The 20,097-nt window shown below is 53.1% G+C and carries 17 protein-coding genes and 1 tRNA gene; 11 read left to right on the top strand and 7 right to left on the bottom strand.

The annotated features are described in order from the left end of the window. Positions 1-495: 495 nt before the first annotated feature. From A11A3_RS14385 to A11A3_RS14335, 11 genes are all read left to right on the top strand, one after another. A complete protein-coding gene (locus A11A3_RS14385) occupies positions 496-2,268 on the top strand; it encodes an SLC13 family permease (protein WP_008930053.1) in 1,773 nt (590 codons plus the stop codon). A 144-nt stretch (positions 2,269-2,412) separates the two neighbouring features. After that, positions 2,413-2,751: a four helix bundle protein gene (locus tag A11A3_RS14380; protein WP_008930052.1), complete on the top strand. Its 339-nt coding sequence runs from the start codon at positions 2,413-2,415 to the stop codon at positions 2,749-2,751. 102 nt (positions 2,752-2,853) lie between these two features. Then, complete coding sequence (gene cysC / locus A11A3_RS14375) at positions 2,854-3,465, top strand: adenylyl-sulfate kinase (RefSeq protein ID WP_008930051.1); 612 nt, start codon at positions 2,854-2,856, stop codon at positions 3,463-3,465. 334 nt (positions 3,466-3,799) lie between these two features. Beyond that, positions 3,800-4,966 carry a nucleotide sugar dehydrogenase gene (locus A11A3_RS14370; RefSeq protein WP_008930050.1) on the top strand — a complete coding sequence of 389 codons (1,167 nt, stop codon included), beginning with the start codon at positions 3,800-3,802 and terminating at the stop codon, positions 4,964-4,966. Further along, positions 4,923-5,342, top strand: coding sequence for a VanZ family protein (locus tag A11A3_RS14365; protein WP_083851777.1), 420 nt, complete (start codon positions 4,923-4,925; stop codon positions 5,340-5,342). The genes A11A3_RS14370 and A11A3_RS14365 overlap by 44 nt, the downstream gene beginning before the upstream one ends. Next, positions 5,335-6,216, top strand: coding sequence for a UTP--glucose-1-phosphate uridylyltransferase (locus A11A3_RS14360; protein ID WP_008930048.1), 882 nt, complete (start codon positions 5,335-5,337; stop codon positions 6,214-6,216). The genes A11A3_RS14365 and A11A3_RS14360 overlap by 8 nt, the downstream gene beginning before the upstream one ends. 127 nt (positions 6,217-6,343) lie before the next feature. Further along, the gene (locus tag A11A3_RS14355) at positions 6,344-7,621 is read left to right on the top strand and encodes a UDP-glucose dehydrogenase family protein (protein ID WP_008930047.1); all 1,278 of its coding nucleotides are present in this window, start codon (positions 6,344-6,346) and stop codon (positions 7,619-7,621) included. Between the two features lie 2 nt (positions 7,622-7,623). Further along, positions 7,624-9,264 carry a glucose-6-phosphate isomerase gene (gene pgi / locus A11A3_RS14350; protein WP_008930046.1) on the top strand — a complete coding sequence of 547 codons (1,641 nt, stop codon included), beginning with the start codon at positions 7,624-7,626 and terminating at the stop codon, positions 9,262-9,264. 194 nt (positions 9,265-9,458) lie between these two features. Beyond that, entirely contained in the window at positions 9,459-10,829 is a 1,371-nt protein-coding gene (locus A11A3_RS14345; RefSeq protein ID WP_040297242.1) for a phosphomannomutase/phosphoglucomutase, read from the top strand. 154 nt (positions 10,830-10,983) lie between these two features. Beyond that, entirely contained in the window at positions 10,984-11,997 is a 1,014-nt protein-coding gene (galE, locus tag A11A3_RS14340) for a UDP-glucose 4-epimerase GalE (RefSeq protein WP_008930044.1), read from the top strand. A 73-nt stretch (positions 11,998-12,070) separates the two neighbouring features. Continuing rightward, positions 12,071-13,372, top strand: coding sequence for a flippase (locus A11A3_RS14335; protein WP_008930043.1), 1,302 nt, complete (start codon positions 12,071-12,073; stop codon positions 13,370-13,372). A 9-nt stretch (positions 13,373-13,381) separates the two neighbouring features. Here A11A3_RS14335 and A11A3_RS17300 read toward each other — a convergent pair whose 3' ends face one another. The 7 genes from A11A3_RS17300 to A11A3_RS14305 form a co-directional block, all read right to left on the bottom strand. Further along, complete coding sequence (locus A11A3_RS17300) at positions 13,382-14,341, bottom strand: glycosyltransferase family 2 protein (protein WP_008930042.1); 960 nt, start codon at positions 14,339-14,341, stop codon at positions 13,382-13,384. A gap of 29 nt (positions 14,342-14,370) precedes the next feature. Further along, the gene (locus A11A3_RS17555; protein WP_008930041.1) at positions 14,371-15,177 is read right to left on the bottom strand and encodes a glycosyltransferase family 2 protein; all 807 of its coding nucleotides are present in this window, start codon (positions 15,175-15,177) and stop codon (positions 14,371-14,373) included. Continuing rightward, positions 15,174-15,998, bottom strand: coding sequence for a glycosyltransferase (locus A11A3_RS18085; RefSeq protein ID WP_008930040.1), 825 nt, complete (start codon positions 15,996-15,998; stop codon positions 15,174-15,176). The genes A11A3_RS17555 and A11A3_RS18085 overlap by 4 nt, the downstream gene beginning before the upstream one ends. Further along, positions 15,995-16,894, bottom strand: coding sequence for a glycosyltransferase (locus A11A3_RS14320; RefSeq protein WP_008930039.1), 900 nt, complete (start codon positions 16,892-16,894; stop codon positions 15,995-15,997). The genes A11A3_RS18085 and A11A3_RS14320 overlap by 4 nt, the downstream gene beginning before the upstream one ends. Next, positions 16,891-18,177 (bottom strand): sugar transferase, encoded by a 1,287-nt coding sequence (locus A11A3_RS14315; RefSeq protein ID WP_008930038.1) that lies wholly within the window; start codon positions 18,175-18,177, stop codon positions 16,891-16,893. Before A11A3_RS14315 ends, A11A3_RS14320 begins: the two co-directional genes overlap by 4 nt. A gap of 475 nt (positions 18,178-18,652) precedes the next feature. Beyond that, a tRNA-Asn gene (locus A11A3_RS14310) sits at positions 18,653-18,728 on the bottom strand. Between the two features lie 68 nt (positions 18,729-18,796). Continuing rightward, positions 18,797-19,987: a pyridoxal phosphate-dependent aminotransferase gene (locus tag A11A3_RS14305; protein WP_008930037.1), complete on the bottom strand. Its 1,191-nt coding sequence runs from the start codon at positions 19,985-19,987 to the stop codon at positions 18,797-18,799. Positions 19,988-20,097: the final 110 nt, after the last annotated feature.

Here is a 20,097-nt window from a genome sequence, read left to right as displayed (position 1 = left end):
GGCAAGGGGAGGGATAAGGTGAGGTCGGTTGGACTCGATTGAAGAGACCCCCTCTGGCTCCCCCTCGTTGAGGGGGAGGACCTTTCGTTCGCTTTCCTGGTAAGGGGAGGGCTGAGGTGGGATCGGTTGGATTCGATTGAAGTGACCCCCTCTGTCTCCCCCTCGTTGAGGGGGAGGACTTTTCGCTTGCTTTCCTGGTAAGGGGAGGGCTGCGGTGAGGTCGGTTGGATTCGATTGAAGTGACCTCCTCTGGCTCCCCCTCGTTGAGGGGGAGGACCTTTCGCTCCCTCCCCTGGCAAGGGGAGGGCTGGGGTGGGGTGGGGTTATTGATTGAGTGGGGTGGCGTCATCACGCCCACGCGTTTTGTGGGGCGGTTGTTGAATCTCATCTTATAACGCTTTGACCTAAGCAGACCCTTTTTATATGGCCTATTCGCTGTAAAATGCGCTCTTCATCTTCCCTCTTTAAAAAAGGTGCCGGCAAGGGGCCCGTTTCGTGACTTTTGATATCCTGATTACCCTGTTGATTGTCGGCTCTGTGCTGGCCGCTCTGGCCAGTAACCGTGTCCCGGCGGATATCACCATGATGGCCGCGCTGGTGATGACTCTGGTAACCGGGGTTGTCTCTCCTGCGCAGGCGCTGGCCGGCTTTGCCAACCCGGGGTTGATGACCATTGCCGCGCTGTATGTGGTGGCTGCCGCCCTGCGGGACACGGGGGCCATTTACTGGATCGCCCATCGCCTGCTTGGCCAGCCCAAATCCGTTTATTCCAGTCAGTTACGTTTGATCGCGCCGGCCTCGATTCTCAGTGCTTTTCTCAATAATACGACGGTCGTGGCGATGATGATTCCCGCGGTACAGGAGTGGGCTCAGCGCTTGCGCTTGTCTGCGTCGAAATTGCTGCTGCCGTTGAGTTATGCGGCCATTCTGGGTGGAACCTGTACTCTGATTGGTACCAGCACCAACCTGGTGGTGGACGGACTTGTTCAGCAGAAGGGGTTACCGGCCTTCGGTATTTTCGATGTGGCCTGGGTTGGTATCCCGGTTTTGCTGGGGGGGGCAGGTTTCATGTTGCTGGCGGGGCGTTTTTTGCTGCCAGAGCGAGAGGGGATGGTGGCACAGTGGGAGCATGCCCGTGAGTACCATGTGGAAATGCTGGTCGGCAAAGGCAGCCCGTTGGCCGGGCGCACCATCCAGGATGCGGGGCTGCGTAACCTGACGTTTGGTTATCTCACTGACATTCAGCGCGGTAGCCGCTTGTTCACGGCGGTGGGCCCGGAGATGACGCTGCAGGAAGGTGACTTGCTGGCTTTCGTGGGCGCCCCGGAATGTGCCCGAGAGTTGCAGAGAATCAATGGTCTTCAGGCCGCCCATGGCGGGGCTCACAAGTTGGCTCTCAACAATCATCAGCGTCATCTTGTTGAGGTGGTGCTGAGTCCGGAATTTCCCGGTATTGGTAAAACGGTCAAGGAAACCGGTTTCCGAACCCGGTACCAGGCGGCCATTCTCAGTATCAGCCGCAATGGTCAGCGGGTGCCGGGCAAGGTCGGGGAATTGATGCTGCGGGTTGGTGATACGCTGTTGCTGGAAACCAGTGAGCAGTTCGTTGAACAGTATCGCTATCGCCGGGACTTCATGCTGGTCAGCCCCCTGAAGGATTCCACGCCCCCGGATTTTCGTCGTGCGCCCGTGGCTGTGGGCATACTGGTTGCCATGGTAATGGCTAATGTCCTGGGCGTGGCGTCTACGCTGGAGGCTGCGATGGTTGCGGCGGGACTGATGCTGGCGCTGGGCTGTGTCACGGTTAACCGCTCACGCATGAACGTGAGTGTGAATCTCCCGGTGCTGGTGGTGATCGGTGCCTCGTTTGCCCTTGGGCGTGCCATGGAGGCCAGTGGCGCAGCGGCCTGGATTGTTTCTCATATTTTGCCCGCCAGCGGCTTGTCGCCGTTTATGGCGCTGGTGATCGTGTATTTGCTGACTGCCACGTTCACCGAGCTGATTACCAATAATGCGGCGGCCGTTCTGGTGTTCCCGATAGCGATTGGTGTTGCCGAACAACTCGGGGTCAGCCCCATGCCCTTCATCGTGGCCGTGATGTTCGCTGCATCGGCCAGCTTCATGACGCCACTGGGTTATCAGACCAATCTGATGGTCATGGGCCCGGGGGGGTACTCCTTTCGGGATTATCTGAAGATCGGCATTCCCATGAGTCTGGTGGTGGCAGTGATTACGTTGACGGTGATACCGATGGTTTGGGGGTTTTAGCTACAAGCTACAAGCTACAAGCTATACAGCTACAAGCTACAAGCTACAAGCTACAAGCTACAAGCTACAAGCTACAAGCTACGCTTGTGAGATATAGAAAACTGAAAAAGTTTCCAAGGATGGAAGCTTTTATAAGGAGCAGGGATGCGGTTTGAGAATTTGGAGATCTGGCAACGCTCTGTCGAATTGAGTGTTGAGATCTATGAGCACTTTTCAGGTCATCGTGATTTTGGTTTTAAAGACCAGATTACTAGGTCTTCACTGTCGTTGCCTTCCAACATAGCTGAAGGTTATGAGAGGAATTCAGATAGAGAGAAAGCGTTATTTCTGAATTATGCGAAAGGATCTGCCGGCGAGTTGAGGACGCAGGTGCATATTGGTAGTCGCATTGGGTACATCTCGGAGGCTGTTGGGATCCGATGGATTGAAGAAGTTGAGCAGTTGTCACGAATGCTGTTCGCGATTATCAGACGAATGCAGTGATTTATTCATGGTGCCGGGCTGGCAGTCCGGTGTGGTTTTCCTTGCAGCTTGTAGCTTGTAGCTTGAGGCTTGGGGCTGCCCTTCGAACAAAGCGAGGTAATTATGTCGTCTCCGTACCAGGAAAAAGCAAACGAATCCAAAGCCCACGTCGTGTGGCATGAGTCCAATGTGAGCAAGGCCGACCGTGCCAAGGTGAAGGATCAGAAGCCCCGGTGCATCTGGCTGACCGGGCTGTCTGGCTCCGGCAAGTCGACGCTGGCCAATGCCCTGGAAGTGGCGCTCACCGAGCAGGGCAAGCATACCTATCTGCTGGATGGCGACAACGTGCGTCATGGCCTGAACAAGAACCTGGGCATGAGCGATGAAGACCGCACCGAGAATATTCGTCGTGTTTCCGAGGTGGCCAAATTGATGGTGGACGCCGGGTTGATCGTGGTAACGGCCTTTATCAGCCCGTTCCGTGCTGATCGTGATGCGGCCCGTGCGCTGTTCGAGGATGGTGAGTTTGTCGAGGTGTTCGTGGATGCGCCCCTGGAAGAGTGCGAGAAGCGTGACCCCAAAGGGCTGTACCAGAAGGCTCGCCAGGGCATCATCAAGGAATTCACTGGTATTGATAGCCCCTACGAGGCGCCGGAGAAGCCCGAAGTGCTGATCAATACCGCCGAGAATGATATCGAAGCCTGCGTCAAGCAGCTGATTGCCGCGATCGTCTGATCTGGCGCCCCGCTCCGCAGTGTGGTGGCGCTTGCCTGCAGGCATTTCGCTTGCAGGCAGCCTTGCTACCAGATGTTTAGCCGGAGCGCGTTTGTGGGGTGTTAAACAACAGGCCATACCCGAGGTGGGGTACGGCCTTTTTGTATTTAGGGCATGTAAATTTGCTGTAGGTCGTAAACGCCGGGCACCAGGGCATGCTCTCTGGCTGCGGGCGCTGGACGTTGGCTGGAAGCCTCTGTGGTGGTGTCGGTTGTGCCACGGGGGCGGTATACTGACTGGCTTTTCCTTATCTGGTCAGGATGGCCGGATTGTTGCCTGACGGTTGGGGACGAGAATGAAGATTGCGGTTGCCGGAATCGGTTATGTAGGGCTTTCCAATGCGGTGCTGCTGGCCCAGCACCATAGCGTGGTGGCGCTGGATATCGATTCGGCAAAGGTAGAAAAAGTGCAGCGCCGGGTCTCACCCATTGAGGACGAGATGATTCAGTCCTACCTGGCGGACAAGCCTCTGGATCTGATGGCTACCACAGACAAGAAAGAGGCTTTTGAAGGGGCGGATTTTGTGGTGGTGGCGACTCCCACGGATTATGACCCGCAAACCAACTTTTTCCATACCCATACTGTTGAGGCGGTGATCAGGGATGTGCTGGCGATCAACAAATATGCAACAATAGTTATAAAGTCTACGGTTCCGGTAGGCTATACCGCCTCCCTGCGAGAACAGCTTGGTGTCAGTAACATCCTGTTTTCTCCCGAATTTCTTCGGGAAGGAAAGGCACTTCACGATAACCTCTATCCTTCCCGAATTGTTGTCGGTGCCCATTGTGAAGCCGCTCGTACGTTTGCCCGGATACTGGTCGAGGGGGCTATACGTGAGGATGTACCGGTGTTGTTTACCGACTCCACGGAAGCAGAGGCTATCAAGCTGTTTGCCAATACCTACCTGGCCATGCGGGTGGCGTATTTCAATGAACTGGATAGCTATGCGGCTTGTCATGGCCTGGACACCCGGCAGATTATCGACGGGGTTTGCCTGGACCCCCGTATTGGCGATCACTACAACAATCCATCCTTTGGCTATGGGGGTTACTGTCTACCCAAGGATACCAAGCAGTTGCTGGCCAATTATCAGGATGTGCCCAACAATATGATTCAGGCTATCGTGGATGCCAACCGCACCCGCAAGGACTTTGTGTCAGAAGATATACTGCGTCGTAAACCGCAAAGAGTGGGAATTTATCGTTTGGTTATGAAGGCAGGCTCGGACAACTTTCGGGCTTCTTCGATCCAGGGGGTAATGAAACGTCTCAAGGCAAAAGGCGTGGACGTTGTCGTGTTCGAACCGGCGTTGCCAGACGACACCTTTTTCAACTCTGTGGTGATGCGCGATTTTACGGAATTTGCCGCCGCCTGCGATGTCATTGTCTCTAACCGTATGGTCGAAGAGCTAACCCCCTATGCAGAAAAAGTCTATACCCGCGACCTGTTCGGCAGTGATTAGGCGTTTTCATGCGAAGTGCCCCTGGCGGCTCAGCCTGCTGGTTGTGGTGACCGGGCTGTTTGTGGTTGGTGCCATGTTGCCCGGTGCGCTCCGTGAGACCATCAGCAAGACATTTTACTTGCGCGGCGTGGATCCCTACGCTCACTTCGTCTTTTGTGCTCTGATTGCGCTCTTGCTACGGTGGAGCGGGGTGCCGATGCTTCGTGTAGTGCTTTCGGTGTTGGCCCTTGGCGCCTTGATCGAAGTGGTTCAGTTATGGATACCGGGTCGCTCCACATCCTGGAATGATATGGCCAATGATGCTGCCGGAATGGCTCTTGGGCTGTTTCTGATGTGGTTAAGCCAGCAATTTATGAGAAGAGGGCGTGATGGTTAATAAAGCAGTATTGCCCGTTGCGGGTTTCGGTTCGCGAATGCTGCCGGCTTCCAAGTCCATTCCCAAAGAAATGTTACCGGTCGTGGATCGTCCCGCGATCGAGTATGTGGTAAAGGAAGCTGTCCGAGCCGGTATCAAGGAAATCATTCTGGTCTCCCATTCGTCAAAAGGTGCCATTGAGGATTATTTTGACACCCAGTTTGAGCTTGAGCACCAGCTGGCAGAGAAGGGTAAGCATGCTCTTCTGTCAGAAGTGCGCGATATTCTGCCAGGGGATGTAAGTGTCATTTCCGTTCGTCAGCACCAGGCGCTAGGTCTGGGGCATGCAGTGGCATGTGCCGCCCCGGTGGTGGGCGATGAGCCGTTTGCGGTGTTGTTGCCGGATGTACTGGTCGATTGCGCTGGTTGTGCGGAAGATCTTGGTGTCATGGTGGAAAAATATCACGCCAGTGGTGCTGCCCAGATCATGGTGGAAGAGGTGCCCGCCGAGCGTGTTGACCAGTATGGCATTGTGGCTTTGAAAGGGGAGGTTCCAGGCGCAGGTGAGTCTGCTTCAATGGTGGCAGTGATGGAAAAACCCGCCATCGAGGATGCGCCGTCCCGCCTTTCGGTAGTGGGGCGCTATGTCTTGCCCGGCAAGATCATGTCGATTTTGGCTGACACTCCTCCAGGCGCGGGCGGTGAGATACAGCTCACTGACGCGATTGCCACACTGCTGGAGACCTCTTCAGTGGAGGCCTATGCCATGCGAGGCCGTACTTTTGATTGTGGAAACAAGGCGGGCTATCTGCGAGCGGTTTTTCATTATGCTGCCCGGCATGCGGAGCTTGGTGAGCAAGTCCGCGCTATGATGGCGGAAGAGCTGGTCGTGTAAGTTATGACAACGAGGTAGAGGGTTGCCGATAATACGATGGATGGCTCGTCGTATGAAACATGGGTTCTCTCTGGCGGGTATTTCGGCCCGAGGGTGACTCATAAACGTATCAATGGTGTAGGGACGCATGCAGATAACGGTTTACGGTGACACATTGTGTGCTCAGGTGACGGCGACTGCCATGGCTCAGACGGGTCACCAGGTGTATTGGTGTGTGCTTGAGCCTGAATCCCGGGACCGGTTGGCTGAGGGCGTCCCCCCTTTTCAGGAACAGGGGCTGGGCCGCCTGTATACGGAACAACGGGATAGTGGCCGGTTGACGACCGGTTTTCTGGATGATTCCTCTTCCCAAGTACCAAGTGCAGTATTCCTGGCGCTGCGGCCCGGGAAAGAAACCGTCGCTGAAAAGCTAGTCGCAAGGCATGCAGCTTCGGACGCCTGTGAGGTCATAGTCAATCAGACCATGGGCCCGGTCGGGACCGCGGAGCATTTGCGCGGCATTATCAAAAATGTGAATGCCAATTCGGCACTTGTGGCCTTGCCGGATCTGATTCAGGAGGGGAATGCCATTCAGACATTTACCCGTCCGGATAGCATTCTGCTTGGCAGTGAACAGGGCGAAGGTGAAACCCTTGTCCGTGAATTGCTTCGCCCCTTCAATCGCCGCAAAAATGTGATTCAGGTGATGAGCCTGCGAGAAGCTGAATTCTCCAAGCTGGCCATTAGCGGGATCCTGGCGACGCGAATCAGTTACATGAATGACATGGCCAGTCTTTCAGAATCCCTGGGGGTGGATATTGATGTGGTTCGAACAGCCATGGGGGCCGATCCTCGAATTGGTGAGTCCTATTTGTACCCCGGTTGCGGCTTCGGTGGGCCCGGCTTGAGTCGTAACGTACTCACTCTGGTGGATACACTCCATGAGCGCTCCTCCGAGCCGGGTCTGCTGGAACAGGTGTTACAGACAAATGAACGCCAGAAAGAGGTGTTGTTCCGGAAGTTCTGGCAATTTCATCACGGTAATGTGGCAGGCAAGAAGGTGGCGTTGTGGGGCGTGGCCTTCAAGCCGGGCACACACCGCATTGATAATGCTCCGGCTCTGAAAGTCATAGAGGCCCTCTGGGCGCAGGGCGTTTCCTTGACAGCCCATGATCCCCGAGCCTTGACGGAGCTGGAGCACTGGGCCCAGGGGCGGGGTGAGATAACGTTGTGTGACGATCCCTATGAGGCTGTAGAGAGGGCGGATGCACTGATGCTGGTTACCGAATGGAAATCCTACTGGAGCCCGGACTGGCAGCGTTTAAAGCAAATTATGCGTGAGCCGCTGATCCTGGATGGCCGTAACATTTATGATCCCGCCTTTGTCAGAGAGAATGGGCTGGTATATAGAGGAATAGGGCGTTAGCCATGGTGCCTGAACAGGACGTTCTCACTGTCAGTTCAATCTGGTCTCAGTTGGCGCAACGTGCCAAACAAGAGAAATCGCTGCATCTGGCGGATATGTTCGCGTCAGATAAAGATCGCTTTGATCGTTTCAGCCTGGAAAGTGCTGGCTTACTGGCGGATTTCAGCAAGCAGCGTTTGACGGATGATAGCCGTGACCTGTTGGTGAAACTGGCCGACGAGCGTCAGTTGAAGCACTGGATGGATGCGCTGTTTAGCGGAGCGGAGGTCAACTGTACTGAGCGCCGCTCTGCCAAGCACTGGTTCCTTCGTGAGCCCGCAGACACTGCGCCTGCAGTCCATGAGCAGTTGCAGCTCATGGAGGGGATGGTGAACCGCATCCTCCGGGGGCATTGGCGCGGTGTGCTGGGTGATGCGATCACCGATGTTGTGAATATTGGTGTTGGAGGGTCTGACCTTGGTCCGTTGATGGCGGCCTTTGCGTTGCAGTCCCGTTTTCCCGAAGAGGGGCTGACACGACCACGAATCCATTTCGCGTCTTCCATGGATGGCAGCCAGATGTCACAGTTGCTGCAGGAGCTGAATCCGAGGACCACCCTCTTTCTTGTTTCCTCCAAGTCGTTCACCACTTTGGATACGCTACACAATGCCGGCACTGCACGGCAGTGGCTGGCCAGGGGGTTGCGGCTGGATTATGACGACACCTCTCTGCTGCGCTGTCACTTCATTGGTATTTCCGCCAGCCCTGAGCGTATGTCCGAGTGGGGGATAATGCCGAACAACCAGCTCCTTTTCTGGGACTGGGTCGGGGGGCGCTATTCGCTATGGTCGGTTATTGGTATGCCCATAGCGCTCACTGTCGGCATGGATGGCTTCCGTGAGTTTCTTGCCGGGGCCCACGAGATGGATGAGCACTGCAGAACCTCTCCCTGGAAAGAGAATATTCCTGTCATGTTGGCGTTGGTGGATGTGTGGAACATCAACTTCCTGGACATATCGGCGCGAGCGGTGCTGCCTTACGATGGCCGCCTCAAACACCTGCCTGCTTATCTGGAACAGTTGGAGATGGAGTCCAATGGCAAAAGTGTGTCCCGCTCCGGTGAGCCAGTGGAGTACAACACTTGCCCGGTAATCTGGGGGGAAGTCGGACCCAACGCCCAGCATGCCTTCTTTCAGCTGTTACATCAGGGAACCCAGCCGATTGCCTGCGAGTTTCTAATGACGGCTCGTCGCTATACCGAGGCTGTGCACTCCGGGTCGGTCAGAGAGCTGGATGCGCAGCACGCCTTGTCCAACGCCAACTGTCTGGCCCAGTCTCGATTGCTGGCGCTGGGAGAAAGAGCTCTGGACCCAGAACTTGCCCTTCCTTACTACAAGCGCTACCGAGGTAATCAGCCCAGTACCACTCTGGTACTCGATGAGTTGTCCCCTCGGGTATTGGGGGCTTTGCTGGCAATGTATGAGCACAAAGTCTTTGTTCAGGCGGTGATCTGGGGCATTAATCCCTTTGATCAATGGGGTGTGGAAATGGGCAAAATTATTGCGACCGACATGCTGGAGGTACTGAGGCACCCTGAGTCTGGGGCTAATCTTGATTCATCTTCGCTAGCCCTTGCACGGCATGTTTCGGGCAAACAGCAGTAGGGACGTCAGGTCGTAGGTCGGCTTGGCAAGTCTCTGTATGCTGGAGCATGGAGATCAAGCCCCACCCAGAGACACGCTGTCAGTGCCTTAATATTTTCGCACTCTTTCCCCTCTACCGGGTAACTGCTACACCTCCCCGTTTCACGTATGATTGCCTCTTACCCATTGCGTTATAAATCAGGACGACATTCGCCATGAGCCATCCTATTCCTGCCTCGATTTTTCGGGCATACGATATTCGCGGTATTTATAACGACACGTTGAACGATGAAATAGCTTTTCAGATCGGTCGGGCAATCGGCTCTGAAGTACTGGCCCAGGGGCAGCGCAGTATTGCCGTGGCCCGCGATGGCCGACTGTCCGGGCCTGCATTGGCTCAGTCTCTGAGTAATGGCATCCGTGCTGCTGGTTGTAACGTGGTGGATGTAGGCATGGTGCCCACCCCGGCGCTGTATTTCGCAGCACACTATCTGGAAGGTCTCAATTCCGGGGTAATGCTTACCGGTAGCCATAACCCCTCTAATTACAACGGCTTCAAGATTGTCATCAATGGTACAACCTTGTCCGGAGACACCATCCAGGCGCTGTATCAGCGTATTGTGGACGGTGATCTACTAAGCGGCGAGGGAGCCTATGAGGAGCGGGAGATTCTCGAGGCTTACCAGTCGGCATTCCTGGCGGCACACTCACTGGCACGTCCGCTGAAAGTGGTGGTTGACTGCGGCAATGGGGTTGCCGGTGTGCAGGCGCCGCAGGCGCTGGAGGCGCTGGGCTGTGAGGTAGTGCCGTTGTATACCGAAGTGGATGGTACCTTCCCGAATCATCACCCGGACCCGGGTGATCTGAAGAATGTTCAGGATCTTATCGCCAGTGTAAAAGCCGAGAAAGCTGATCTTGGGCTGGCGTTCGACGGTGATGGTGATCGCGTTGGTGTAGTGACGCCAGCGGGGGAGGTGGTTTACCCGGATATCCTGTTGATGGCCCTGGCCGAAGACATGATCAGCCGGCACCCGGGCGCCAAGGTTATCTTCGATGTGAAGTGTACCGGAGCCCTGTTTGATGTCATCAAGGCCGCTGGCGGCGAGCCGGAAATGTGGCGCACGGGCCATTCCCTGATCAAGGCCCGCATGAAGGAGACCGGTGCCTTGCTGGCCGGGGAAATGAGTGGCCATATCTTCCTGGCGGAAGACTGGTATGGCTTTGATGATGCGTTGGTCGCAGCTGCCAGGATTCTGGGTATCATCAGCCGGACGGATGGGGGGGCGGAGGCACTATTTGGCCGCTACCCGGTGCTTTGCACTACCCCGGAAATCAATATCAATGTGACGGACGAGAACAAATTCCGTATCGTGGAATATCTGCAGAACAATGCGGACTTCGGCGAGGGCGAGCGCCGTGTTATTGATGGCATTCGTATGGACTATGCGGATGGCTGGGGTCTGTGTCGGGCGTCCAATACCTCGCCCAAGCTGGTCTTGCGCTACGAGGCCGTGAATGAAGATGCCTTGGCGCGAATTCGTGACTTGTTCGAGAAGAATGTGAAAGAGGCGATGGCGTCTGCATAGCAATGCGCATGCATTTTCTCAAACAGAGGGCCCCACTGGGGCTCTCTGTGGTTTGGTTACCCTTGAATCTGTTGCTTTGTCAGAGGTGACAGACTAGAAGAACATCAAGAAGGCGGAAGTGATTTTCGATTGGCGATAACTTCCTGGAGGTACTATGTCATCAGTATTGGTCACCGGCGGTGCAGGTTATATCGGTTCTCATACAGTGCTGCTTTTGCTGGAAGCAGGCTATTCGGTGGTTGTGCTGGATAACCTGAGTAATAGCAGCCGGGAAAGCCTTAATAGAGTGGAGAGGCTGACAGGCAAGTCTCTGGAATTTATTGAAGGCGATATCCGCGATAGTGGCTGTTTGAAGCAGCTGTTCAACGAGCATGATATTTCGTCGGTGATTCACTTTGCTGGCCTCAAGGCGGTGGGGGAGTCCGTGGCGCAGCCCCTGCGGTATTACGATTGCAATGTCACCGGCACGCTCAGGTTGCTGGAAGCCATGGACAATGCGGGTGTGCGGACCATGGTATTTAGCTCATCGGCAACGGTTTATGGTGATCCGGCCAGTGTGCCTATCCGTGAGGATTTTCCTCTGAGTGCCACCAATCCCTACGGTGCGACCAAACTGCATATTGAAGATATGCTCCGCGATTTGTATCAGAGTGACGACTCCTGGCGGCTTGCACTGCTTCGCTATTTCAATCCTGCTGGGGCTCACGAAAGCGGTGAAATAGGGGAAGACCCCAACGGCATTCCGAATAACCTTATGCCGTTCATTGCTCAAGTGGCGGTAGGGAAACGGGAAAAGCTGAATGTATTTGGTGGGGACTATCCCACCAAGGATGGAACCGGTGTCCGGGACTATATTCACGTGATGGACTTGGCAGAGGGGCATCTGGCTGCCATGGAGGCGCTTGAATCGAAGGGCGGTCTGGTAACAACGAATCTTGGTACAGGGCGCGGTTACAGCGTGTTGGAGATGGTAAATGCATTTTCCGCCGCTTCCGGACGCGTTGTAGCCCATAGCATTGTTGAGCGTCGACCGGGGGATGTGGCGAGTTGCTATGCAGATCCCGCCTTTGCCCAGCAGGTTTTGGGTTGGAAAGCCAAGCGCGGTATTGAGGACATGTGTGCGGATCATTGGCGCTGGCAGCATCAGAACCCTGATGGATATGCCTGATACTGGCGGCTTTCCCCAGAAAACGGTGATGGCGTTGTTGTGCCTAGTAGTCTGAATACCGGAAGAGGCGCTCTTGGACGTACAGAAAATTCTTAAACGCCCTTTTATCAAGAAATTGTTAGAGGTCGGGCTTGTTAAGGCGCTTTCGATTCCGTTGGCCCTTGCCATTAGCGTGATTCTTGCCCGGCTTTTGGGGGCCAACGATTTTGGGCAATACTCCTTTGCAATGGCTCTGGTGCCTCTGTTGGCCTTACCGGTGTCCGGCGGGGTCACCGCGCTGCTTACCCGGGAGGTGGCAGCCAATAAGCACGTTGGAAATTGGCCTTTGTACAAAGGAGTAATGTTATCCGCATATCAGTGGGTCATTCTCGTTTCAACTGTACTGGTTGTTGTTTACCTATGCCTTGCCATGGCGGGGTGGATTCCTTCTGAAGAAAAGTGGGGTTTACTTCCCTATGTGATTCTTTTGGTGCCACTGGTTGGGCTGAATGCCGTGAGGGACGGGGCGTTCAGAGGGTTGAAGGAACCGTTCTGGGCGATCCTGCCAAGCCAGGTTCTACAGCCTCTGATTGTATTAATGGGGGTGACAATCCTGCTATTTGCAGGAGCGCTTGAGAAAGAGCATGTCATGCTTTCTCAAGCTGCAGCGCTTCTGATCATATTTCTGTTTTCAACAGCAATCCTGAAAAGGAAGCAGCCTTCCGTTCTTGGCGGCGTTCACGCCTTTTTCAAGCGGAAACAATGGTTGGCGGCACTTGTGCCATTTTCACTTATAAACATTGTCAGTGTGCTCAACTCTAATGTCGGTATTGTCCTGCTGGGGGTGATGGGAGAGAACGAGTCGGTGGCAGCGATGAGAGTGGCGGATAAGGGCGCTCAGCTCGTTAATTTACCACTGGTTCTGATCGGCTTGGTCATGGCACCTTATGTGGTTGCGGCCTGGAGTAATTCAGATAAAGCCTCGCTGCAGCGCTTGGCAACGAGATCTTCCCAGGGCGCATTGCTGTTGTCATTTCCTTGCGCGTTGGCGTTTATCTTCTATGGCGAAGAGCTGGTCAACCTGGTTTTTGGTCTTGAATATGGCGCCATTTCCTATGCACCACTGGTGATATTGACGATCGGTCAGCTATTTAATGTTTTCTTTGGCCAGGTCGGTCTTTTCCTCTCTATGACTGGCCATGAAAAAATAACGCTTATAGGGCAAGCTGCTTCATTGTTGATCAACATCCTTCTTTGTATTGCCCTGATACCGTCTTATGGTTCAGTTGGTGCAGCAATTGGCGTTTCCGTAGGCCTGCTTGTCTGGAATGTTTTGCTTTTCTACCTGCTTTATAAATATCTCGGTGTTAAATCCTGGGTTTTCGGAAGAATGTAATTCGGGCTACTATTTTTTTATTTTTCTGATGATATTGATGGCATCTTTGTTAATTAAAATAAGAGTCGTCCATAAATAAAGCTTGGGACTTTTGGCTTGGGATAGCATTTTCATAATAATGCTGAGGTCGATTTTTGTTCCTGAATATCGGCAAGACCTGATATAGGGCTCAATAGAAAGCTTCATCGATCGTGTAATGAAATCTTTCCAGTTGGTGCTGTTTCGTGCATTTGCAATTTCGATCAGAGATTCAATGAGTAGTTTTGACCCGATTGCGTGTTTTTTATTAAAACCCATCGTCATGATGGAGTTTCTTCTTATTCTTCGATAGAAGAATACCTCATTGCTTACCGTGACCCGACTTGCCAGTGAAAGTAGTTGATAGAAAATCTGGGTGTCTTCATGGTGCCAAGAATGAAAGGAAAGGCCGTTCTTCGTCATTAACTCCCGCTTCACCATATACAGGCTTGCCCCCACATCCCATCTGCCCTCATTCAGAAATGCTGAAAGAGTTTGTTCGGCACTGAGTCCGTCACCGGAAAACCCCCTTTTATAGCTTGAAATTCGTGTTCCCATAAGGTCTTCACCATCGTGAAATACCTCTCCCGAAAAAAGGAGGAGGTCCGGCGAAGGGGAGCGTGAGGATTTCTCCTTGGCAAATTCAATAAATCTTGAGTCCAGGATGTCATCGGAATCAAAAAAATACAGATAGTCTGATTCGGACTTCTCCATTCCAAGGTTGCGTGCCTGGCCTTGGCCCCTGTTTTCCGTGGAAATAACAGTGGATTTGAATGGAAATTCGAATGACTCGACAATTTTCAGTGTCGAGTCAGTGCTGCCATCGTCAATAATGATCACTTCATCAGGGTAAACGGTTTGGTTTACCAGAGATTTAAGAGATTCGGCGATGTAGTTTTCAACGTTGTACGCAGGAATAATGACGGAGATGGTGGTTTGGTTCGATTGCATTTGGCTCCACTTCTGTTGGAGGAAAGGGGTTACCCCTGATGTGAGCTTCGATGAAGAAAACCTAGCAGCAATGCAATATTTGGCATTTTGCTTCTGAGGAATCCTCTCGTGGCATAATGAGCAAAGTAATAGCAGCTTCTCAGGAGACCTAACTTTTCAATATTTCGGTATATATGCCAGTTGTAGCGAGCACTGTTCGCTTTGTTAGAAGAAAGCGAGTTCTTATGGACTCGATATGTGGTGAGAGGTTCCCTTATGCCATGAGCAAATTCACATATTTTTAACAGTTTTAGCCAAAGTGCAAAATCTTGCCTTTTTCTGATATCAGGCATTAACACTTTTCCAACAATCTTACTGTCATAGATTGCAGTGGAGCAGCCAATGTAGTTGGTTTTTAGCAACTTTTTATACGTTGCCTTGTGAGGTACGCCTACATTGCTTAATGGTTTTCCGACACCATCAATTCTCTTGTAACTTGTGAAGCTCAATGCCCAGTTGTTGGCTTCCATTAGCGCAATTTGGGTTTTCAACTTATCTGTGTGCCATAGATCATCCGCATCTATGAAAGCGATATATCGCCCTTGAGCCATTTCGATGCCACGGTTTCGTGCTTTAGCTGCTCCGCCATTGGTTTCCATGCGGACGGCCTTAATGCGAGGGTCTGCCTCTGCATAACGCATTGCTTGAGTATAGGTGGTGTCGGTTGAATGGTCGTCAATGAGTATGAGTTCCCACTCCAGGTAGCTTTGAGCCAGAACTGAAGCTACTGTATTTTCCAGTGTCTTTTCTGCGTTGAAGCAGGGAGTAATGATACTTACGGTAGGCGAGATCTTCACGGGCTGTCCTGTGACACTCTTGAAGGTGGTGATGTATAGCCTTTCAATATCGAGTAAATGGCTTTGATTGATTTGGTATAAATCAAGGCTCTCGAGCCCCAGAGCGCTAGCAGGGCGAGACCGCTGAAACCTCCAACATGCCTCGCGATGTTGCCTTTTGACTGAAGTTGGGCAGGGTTTTTCCATGCATGCCGGGGTTGCCGTTCTTCGATGTTGCAGGGGTGACCGATAATGGTTTTATTGATGAAATTGAAAGGAATCCCGGCATTAAGACAATCAAGCAGAAATACGTTTTCTTCTCCAGAGGGCAGCGATGTGCCTAACCCAATACTTTCATTGAACACAACTCCGTACTCGCGGATTTTTCTCGTCGGAGCGAGTATCTCAATGGAGCTGATTCGGAGTAAGCCGAGTCTGCCTTTGCGGGACCTGGAGTAGTCTTTGTAGAAACCTTTGCAGTCAGAGCATTCAATCTGGCCGATATGAATATGGTCAGGCTTGTCGTGTAATGCATCCTTGATGATCTGGATATGATGTTTTTCGATAGAGACATCGTCGTCAAGAATCCAGATATAATCACCGGTTGCTGCCTTTATTGCCGCATTGCGGCTTTTGCTCAAGCCGACGGAGTCAAGTGGGATCAGCCTGATATTTTTTTCCGACTTGATAGTATCTATTTGAGTTTTTAGTCGGTTGGGTGATTTTTGAGCAAGCACAATAAGCTCCAGGCCTTCTTCGTCACGAAATGGCTCTAGCAGCTCGAGGGCTGTGTCTATCTTGTCGCCTATAGTGCTAACAGCGAGAGTGATTGTTGGCTTCATAGTCTGCCACTCACTCTGCTTAGGATGGCTCTCAGGACATTTGCCGGCCTCTGGAAATAGCTGTCCATATAAAAAGTCAGTGCGGATTTCCAGTTTTCACGGGAAACCACCCTTAATAGGGAGGTGGCTGAAGGTTTCTCTCCGCTAAGCTTCATCATTATCAGTTGAAATGATTTGAGGTGCTGTTTCGACATCAGGTGCTTGTGTTTGCCAAGAAAACGCTCTGCTGCCTGAACTCTTTTGGTGCTGGAGCTGGATATTCTTTGTTCGTGCTCGGTATGGGTAATGTAGCTTGGGGATTTGATTTTCAGGGCCGGACCATATTTATGCACCAGTCTTACCCAGGTGTCATAGTCCTGGAAGGCGGGCATTGCTTCGTCGAACCCGTTGATTCCCCGCAATCGCTCGGTGAGGGTAAAGACCTGATTGCCAATCTTGTTGTAATGCAGTAACGAGTCGAGACTGATTTCTCCGGAGTCTGCATTTCTGATGATCTTGCCAGTGCAGGTAATCACCGATGATGTGGTGGCAATACATGAGTATTGAGCAGGCTGAAAACGTTCAATGAGTTCAGCGATTCTTTCCGGTTGAAATTCATCGTCGTCGTCGAGCCCGGTAATATAATCACCCCTGGCATATTTGATCGCGGTGTTCCTCGCTCCGCATGCGCCCTTACTGTTTTCGTTAGTGATAACGGAAAACCCCAGTTGCTCCGCTAGTTTTTTGATTTCTCCCTGGTTTTCGATGCTTGAGCCGTCATCAACAACAAGGATTTCAATATTATTATGAGTTTGTGCAAGCACGGATAGTACGGCTCGCTTCAGCATGGCGGGGCGGTTGTACGTGGGAATATAGACACTAACGGACGGAGAGAGTGAGGGTTCTGCGCCTTTCATAATGCACCAAAGCCCGTAGCCATGGTTTTCAAGGTTCGCATGACAATCAGGAAATCCAGCGCAGGAGAAATGTGCTTAATGTAGTAAAAGTCATGCTCTACTTTCTCCCGGGTGCTTTCCGTGTTGGTTGCATATCCATGGTTTACTTGCGCCCAGCCAGTGATTCCGGGGCGAATAATATGGCGATAGCTGTAATAGGGGACTTCATCTTCAAATTGCTCTACGAATTCAGGTTGTTCAGGACGCGGACCAATAAGACTCATGTCACCTTTCAATATATTGAAAAATTGCGGTAATTCGTCAACCCTGAATTTGCGGATAAAGGAGCCCAGGCGAGTGATGCGGTGGGCATCTTTATCAGCAAACTGCGGCGATGTTTCGTTTTCACTCTGGGGCCGCATTGATCGAAACTTGTACATGCGGAAAACCTGGTTTCCTTTGCCGATTCGATGCTGGACAAAGATGACAGAGCCAGGGGAATCAAGTTTGATCAGAAGGGCAACTACCAGGCAGATCAAGATAAGCAGCGGAGCGGCCGCAAGCGTCATCACAATATCAAATGCACGCTTTGCTGCCAGATAAACCGGTTGGGGTTGGAGATTTGCAAGGTCGGTGCTCTGAAGGGTAGCCAGGTTTACTTTTCCATGGATAGATTCTGTCACTTTCCGGGCATTAAAAACCGGCAGTCCGGCAATGTTGCAGTGACTGATAAACCGGATCCATTGATCATCAAGCTTGGCATCCATATCGACTACTATGCCGTCATAGCGGGTTGCGCCCAGGTCGGGGCTGGTTAGCATTCTGCACTCGAGATTTTTGGAGCTGTTGGGCATGATCTCTTCAATACCGTCTGTGGGAATGCATGCCAGTTTGAGGTTGCGAAAACGCCTGTTGATGAAAAGAGCTAATGTTTGCGTGGCCAGCAGTATCGATACACCGGCAAACAATGAGGTTCGGGCATAGCTTAACCGCATAAAAAGTACGAGTGTCAGCACTACGGCAACAGAAATCAGGGTGGTTGCCAGGATGTAAGTCAGGGCCTTGCCGCCTGCAAACTTGGTAATATTTTTTCCGAGGTAAACAGCGATCACATAGCATAGCCCTAACAGTCCGAGGGTCATGCTCTGGTTTTCATTCTGAGGCCAGGCCTGATAGCTGATCAGTTGCGCACCGAGAATGATGGCCGTCAAAGCCCAGAAGTGGCCAAACAAAGGGTTGAGCAGGATTTGCTCGTACCAGCGATTGTGGCGGGATGGGCTTATGTTGATGTGTTCCTGCTGCATGTTCAGTTCATTTCTTGTGGATAATGACAAGCCCAGTCTCCATCGGACCTTTCTGAGGTGAAGCTGACAGATTCTATCATGCTCTGCGGTGTCCACAATTTCGTTGTGGTCTCACGGTTTGGTGTGAGGGGGTAATGGTTGGCTCAGAGATGATCAGGGAGGGCATTCAACGATTGAGAATAGAAAGGGCCTGCCCGATGGGTAGGCCCTTTCTATTTGGCTCCGCCTGCTGGGCTCGAACTAGGTGAATTCGCTGAATTCACCAATGATTAACCGTCGACCGCAGGGCGACCAATCATTGTGGCAAAGAAAAAGGGCTTACCCGATGGATAAGCCCTTCTCTTATTTGGCTCCGCCTGCTGGGCTCGAACTAGGTGAATTCGCTGAATTCACCAATGATTAACTGTCGACCGCAGGGCGACCAATCATTGGGGCAAAGAAAAAGGGCCTACCCGATGGGTAGGCCCTTTCTATTTGGCTCCGCCTGCTGGGCTCGAACCAGCGACCCAATGATTAACAGTCATTTGCTCTACCAACTGAGCTAAGGCGGAATGTCTGTGGGCGCGTATATTAGGGGGGTGACCGGGGTGCGTCAACACCCCGGGGGTTCGTTTGTTGCTTATTTAGCCAATGCCTTCTCGATCCGGCTCACTGCCTCTTTCAGCGTGTCCAGGCCGACGGCGAAGGACAGGCGGATGCAGCCCGGGGCGCCGAAGGCGGAGCCGGGTACCACGGCCACTTCGGCCACTTCCAGCAGCATGGCGGCCAGATCGGTGTCGTTGTCGATGCCGTCCAGCTTGCCGATGGCCTCGGAGCAGTCCGGGAAGGCGTAGAAGGTGCCGTCACCCTTGGCGCAAGTCACGCCGGGCAGGGCGTCCAGGGCGGAGGTCAGCCAGTCGTGGCGCTCCTTGAAGTGCTTGACCATCTCGTCCACGCAGCCCTGATCGCCCGCCAGCGCGGCTTCCGCGGCGGCCTGGCTGATGGAAGCCGGGTTGGAGGTAGACTGGGACTGCACCTTCTTCATGGCGGCAATCAGCTTCTGCGGGCCGCCGGCGTAGCCGATGCGCCAGCCGGTCATGGAGTAGGCCTTGGAGACGCCATTCATCACCACGGTGCGCTCGTACAGCTCCGGGCAGGCGTTGACGATGTTCACGAACGGCTTGCCGGTCCACAGGATGTGCTCGTACATGTCGTCGGTGGCGATCATGATGTCCGGGTGCTTCTTGAGCACTTCGCCCAGGGCGGCCAGTTCCTCGATGGAGTAGGCCATGCCCGAGGGGTTGGACGGGCTGTTGATCACGAACAGGCGGGTTTTCGGCGTGATTGCCGCTTCCAGCTGCTCCGGGGTGATCTTGAAGCGGCTGCTGACGTCGGTTTCGATGATTTTCGGCACGCCGCCGGCAACCAGTACCATGTCCGGGTAGCTCACCCAGTAAGGGGCCGGGATGATGGCTTCGTCGCCGTCGTTCAGCAGGGCCAGGGCCATGTTGAAGAAGCTCTGTTTGCCGCCGCTGGAGACCAGGATCTGGCCCGGCTCGTAATCCAGGCCGTTATCGCGCTTGAATTTGTCGATAATGGCTTTCTTCAGACCAGGAGTGCCGTCCACCGGGGTGTACTTGGTTTTACCGGCGTTGATCGCCTCGATGGCGGCCTGTTTGATATGATCCGGGGTATCGAAATCCGGCTCACCGGCACCCAGCCCAATAATGTCTTTCCCCTGGGCACGCAGTTCTGCGGCCTTGGCGGTAATGGCCAGGGTAGGAGACGGCTTGATGCGTTGTACGCGGTCGGAAAGGCTGATATCGGACATGCACTCCTCATTCGTCTAAAGAGTCGTATTGGCTGCGCTTTTGGCGCAGAAAGGGGCATGCATTGTACCGGAATTCTTCCCGGATGTCCCGGTCTATCGGGGGTTACCCC

The organism is Alcanivorax hongdengensis A-11-3, from assembly GCF_000300995.1.
In the GTDB taxonomy this organism is placed as follows: domain Bacteria; phylum Pseudomonadota; class Gammaproteobacteria; order Pseudomonadales; family Alcanivoracaceae; genus Alcanivorax; species Alcanivorax hongdengensis.
The sequence above is the reverse complement of the archived record's forward strand: the minus strand, read 5'-3'. Positions and strand labels throughout refer to the sequence as shown.

Bases quoted from the DNA above. Each gene is read 5' to 3' on its own strand.
- A11A3_RS14365 (WP_083851777.1), top strand. From the start codon at position 4,923: ATGCAGAAAAAGTCTATACCCGCGACCTGTTCGGCAGTGATTAGGCGT.
- A11A3_RS14355 (WP_008930047.1), top strand. From the start codon at position 6,344: ATGCAGATAACGGTTTACGGTGACACATTGTGTGCTCAGGTGACGGCG.
- A11A3_RS18085 (WP_008930040.1), bottom strand. From the start codon at position 15,998: ATGAAGCCAACAATCACTCTCGCTGTTAGCACTATAGGCGACAAGATA.
- A11A3_RS14315 (WP_008930038.1), bottom strand. From the start codon at position 18,177: ATGCAGCAGGAACACATCAACATAAGCCCATCCCGCCACAATCGCTGG.
- A11A3_RS14380 (WP_008930052.1), top strand. From the start codon at position 2,413: ATGCGGTTTGAGAATTTGGAGATCTGGCAACGCTCTGTCGAATTGAGT.
- A11A3_RS14320 (WP_008930039.1), bottom strand. From the start codon at position 16,894: ATGAAAGGCGCAGAACCCTCACTCTCTCCGTCCGTTAGTGTCTATATT.
- A11A3_RS14305 (WP_008930037.1), bottom strand. From the start codon at position 19,987: ATGTCCGATATCAGCCTTTCCGACCGCGTACAACGCATCAAGCCGTCT.
- galE (WP_008930044.1), top strand. From the start codon at position 10,984: ATGTCATCAGTATTGGTCACCGGCGGTGCAGGTTATATCGGTTCTCAT.
- A11A3_RS14360 (WP_008930048.1), top strand. From the start codon at position 5,335: ATGGTTAATAAAGCAGTATTGCCCGTTGCGGGTTTCGGTTCGCGAATG.
- A11A3_RS14370 (WP_008930050.1), top strand. From the start codon at position 3,800: ATGAAGATTGCGGTTGCCGGAATCGGTTATGTAGGGCTTTCCAATGCG.
- cysC (WP_008930051.1), top strand. From the start codon at position 2,854: ATGTCGTCTCCGTACCAGGAAAAAGCAAACGAATCCAAAGCCCACGTC.
- A11A3_RS17300 (WP_008930042.1), bottom strand. From the start codon at position 14,341: ATGCAATCGAACCAAACCACCATCTCCGTCATTATTCCTGCGTACAAC.
- A11A3_RS14345 (WP_040297242.1), top strand. From the start codon at position 9,459: ATGAGCCATCCTATTCCTGCCTCGATTTTTCGGGCATACGATATTCGC.
- pgi (WP_008930046.1), top strand. From the start codon at position 7,624: ATGGTGCCTGAACAGGACGTTCTCACTGTCAGTTCAATCTGGTCTCAG.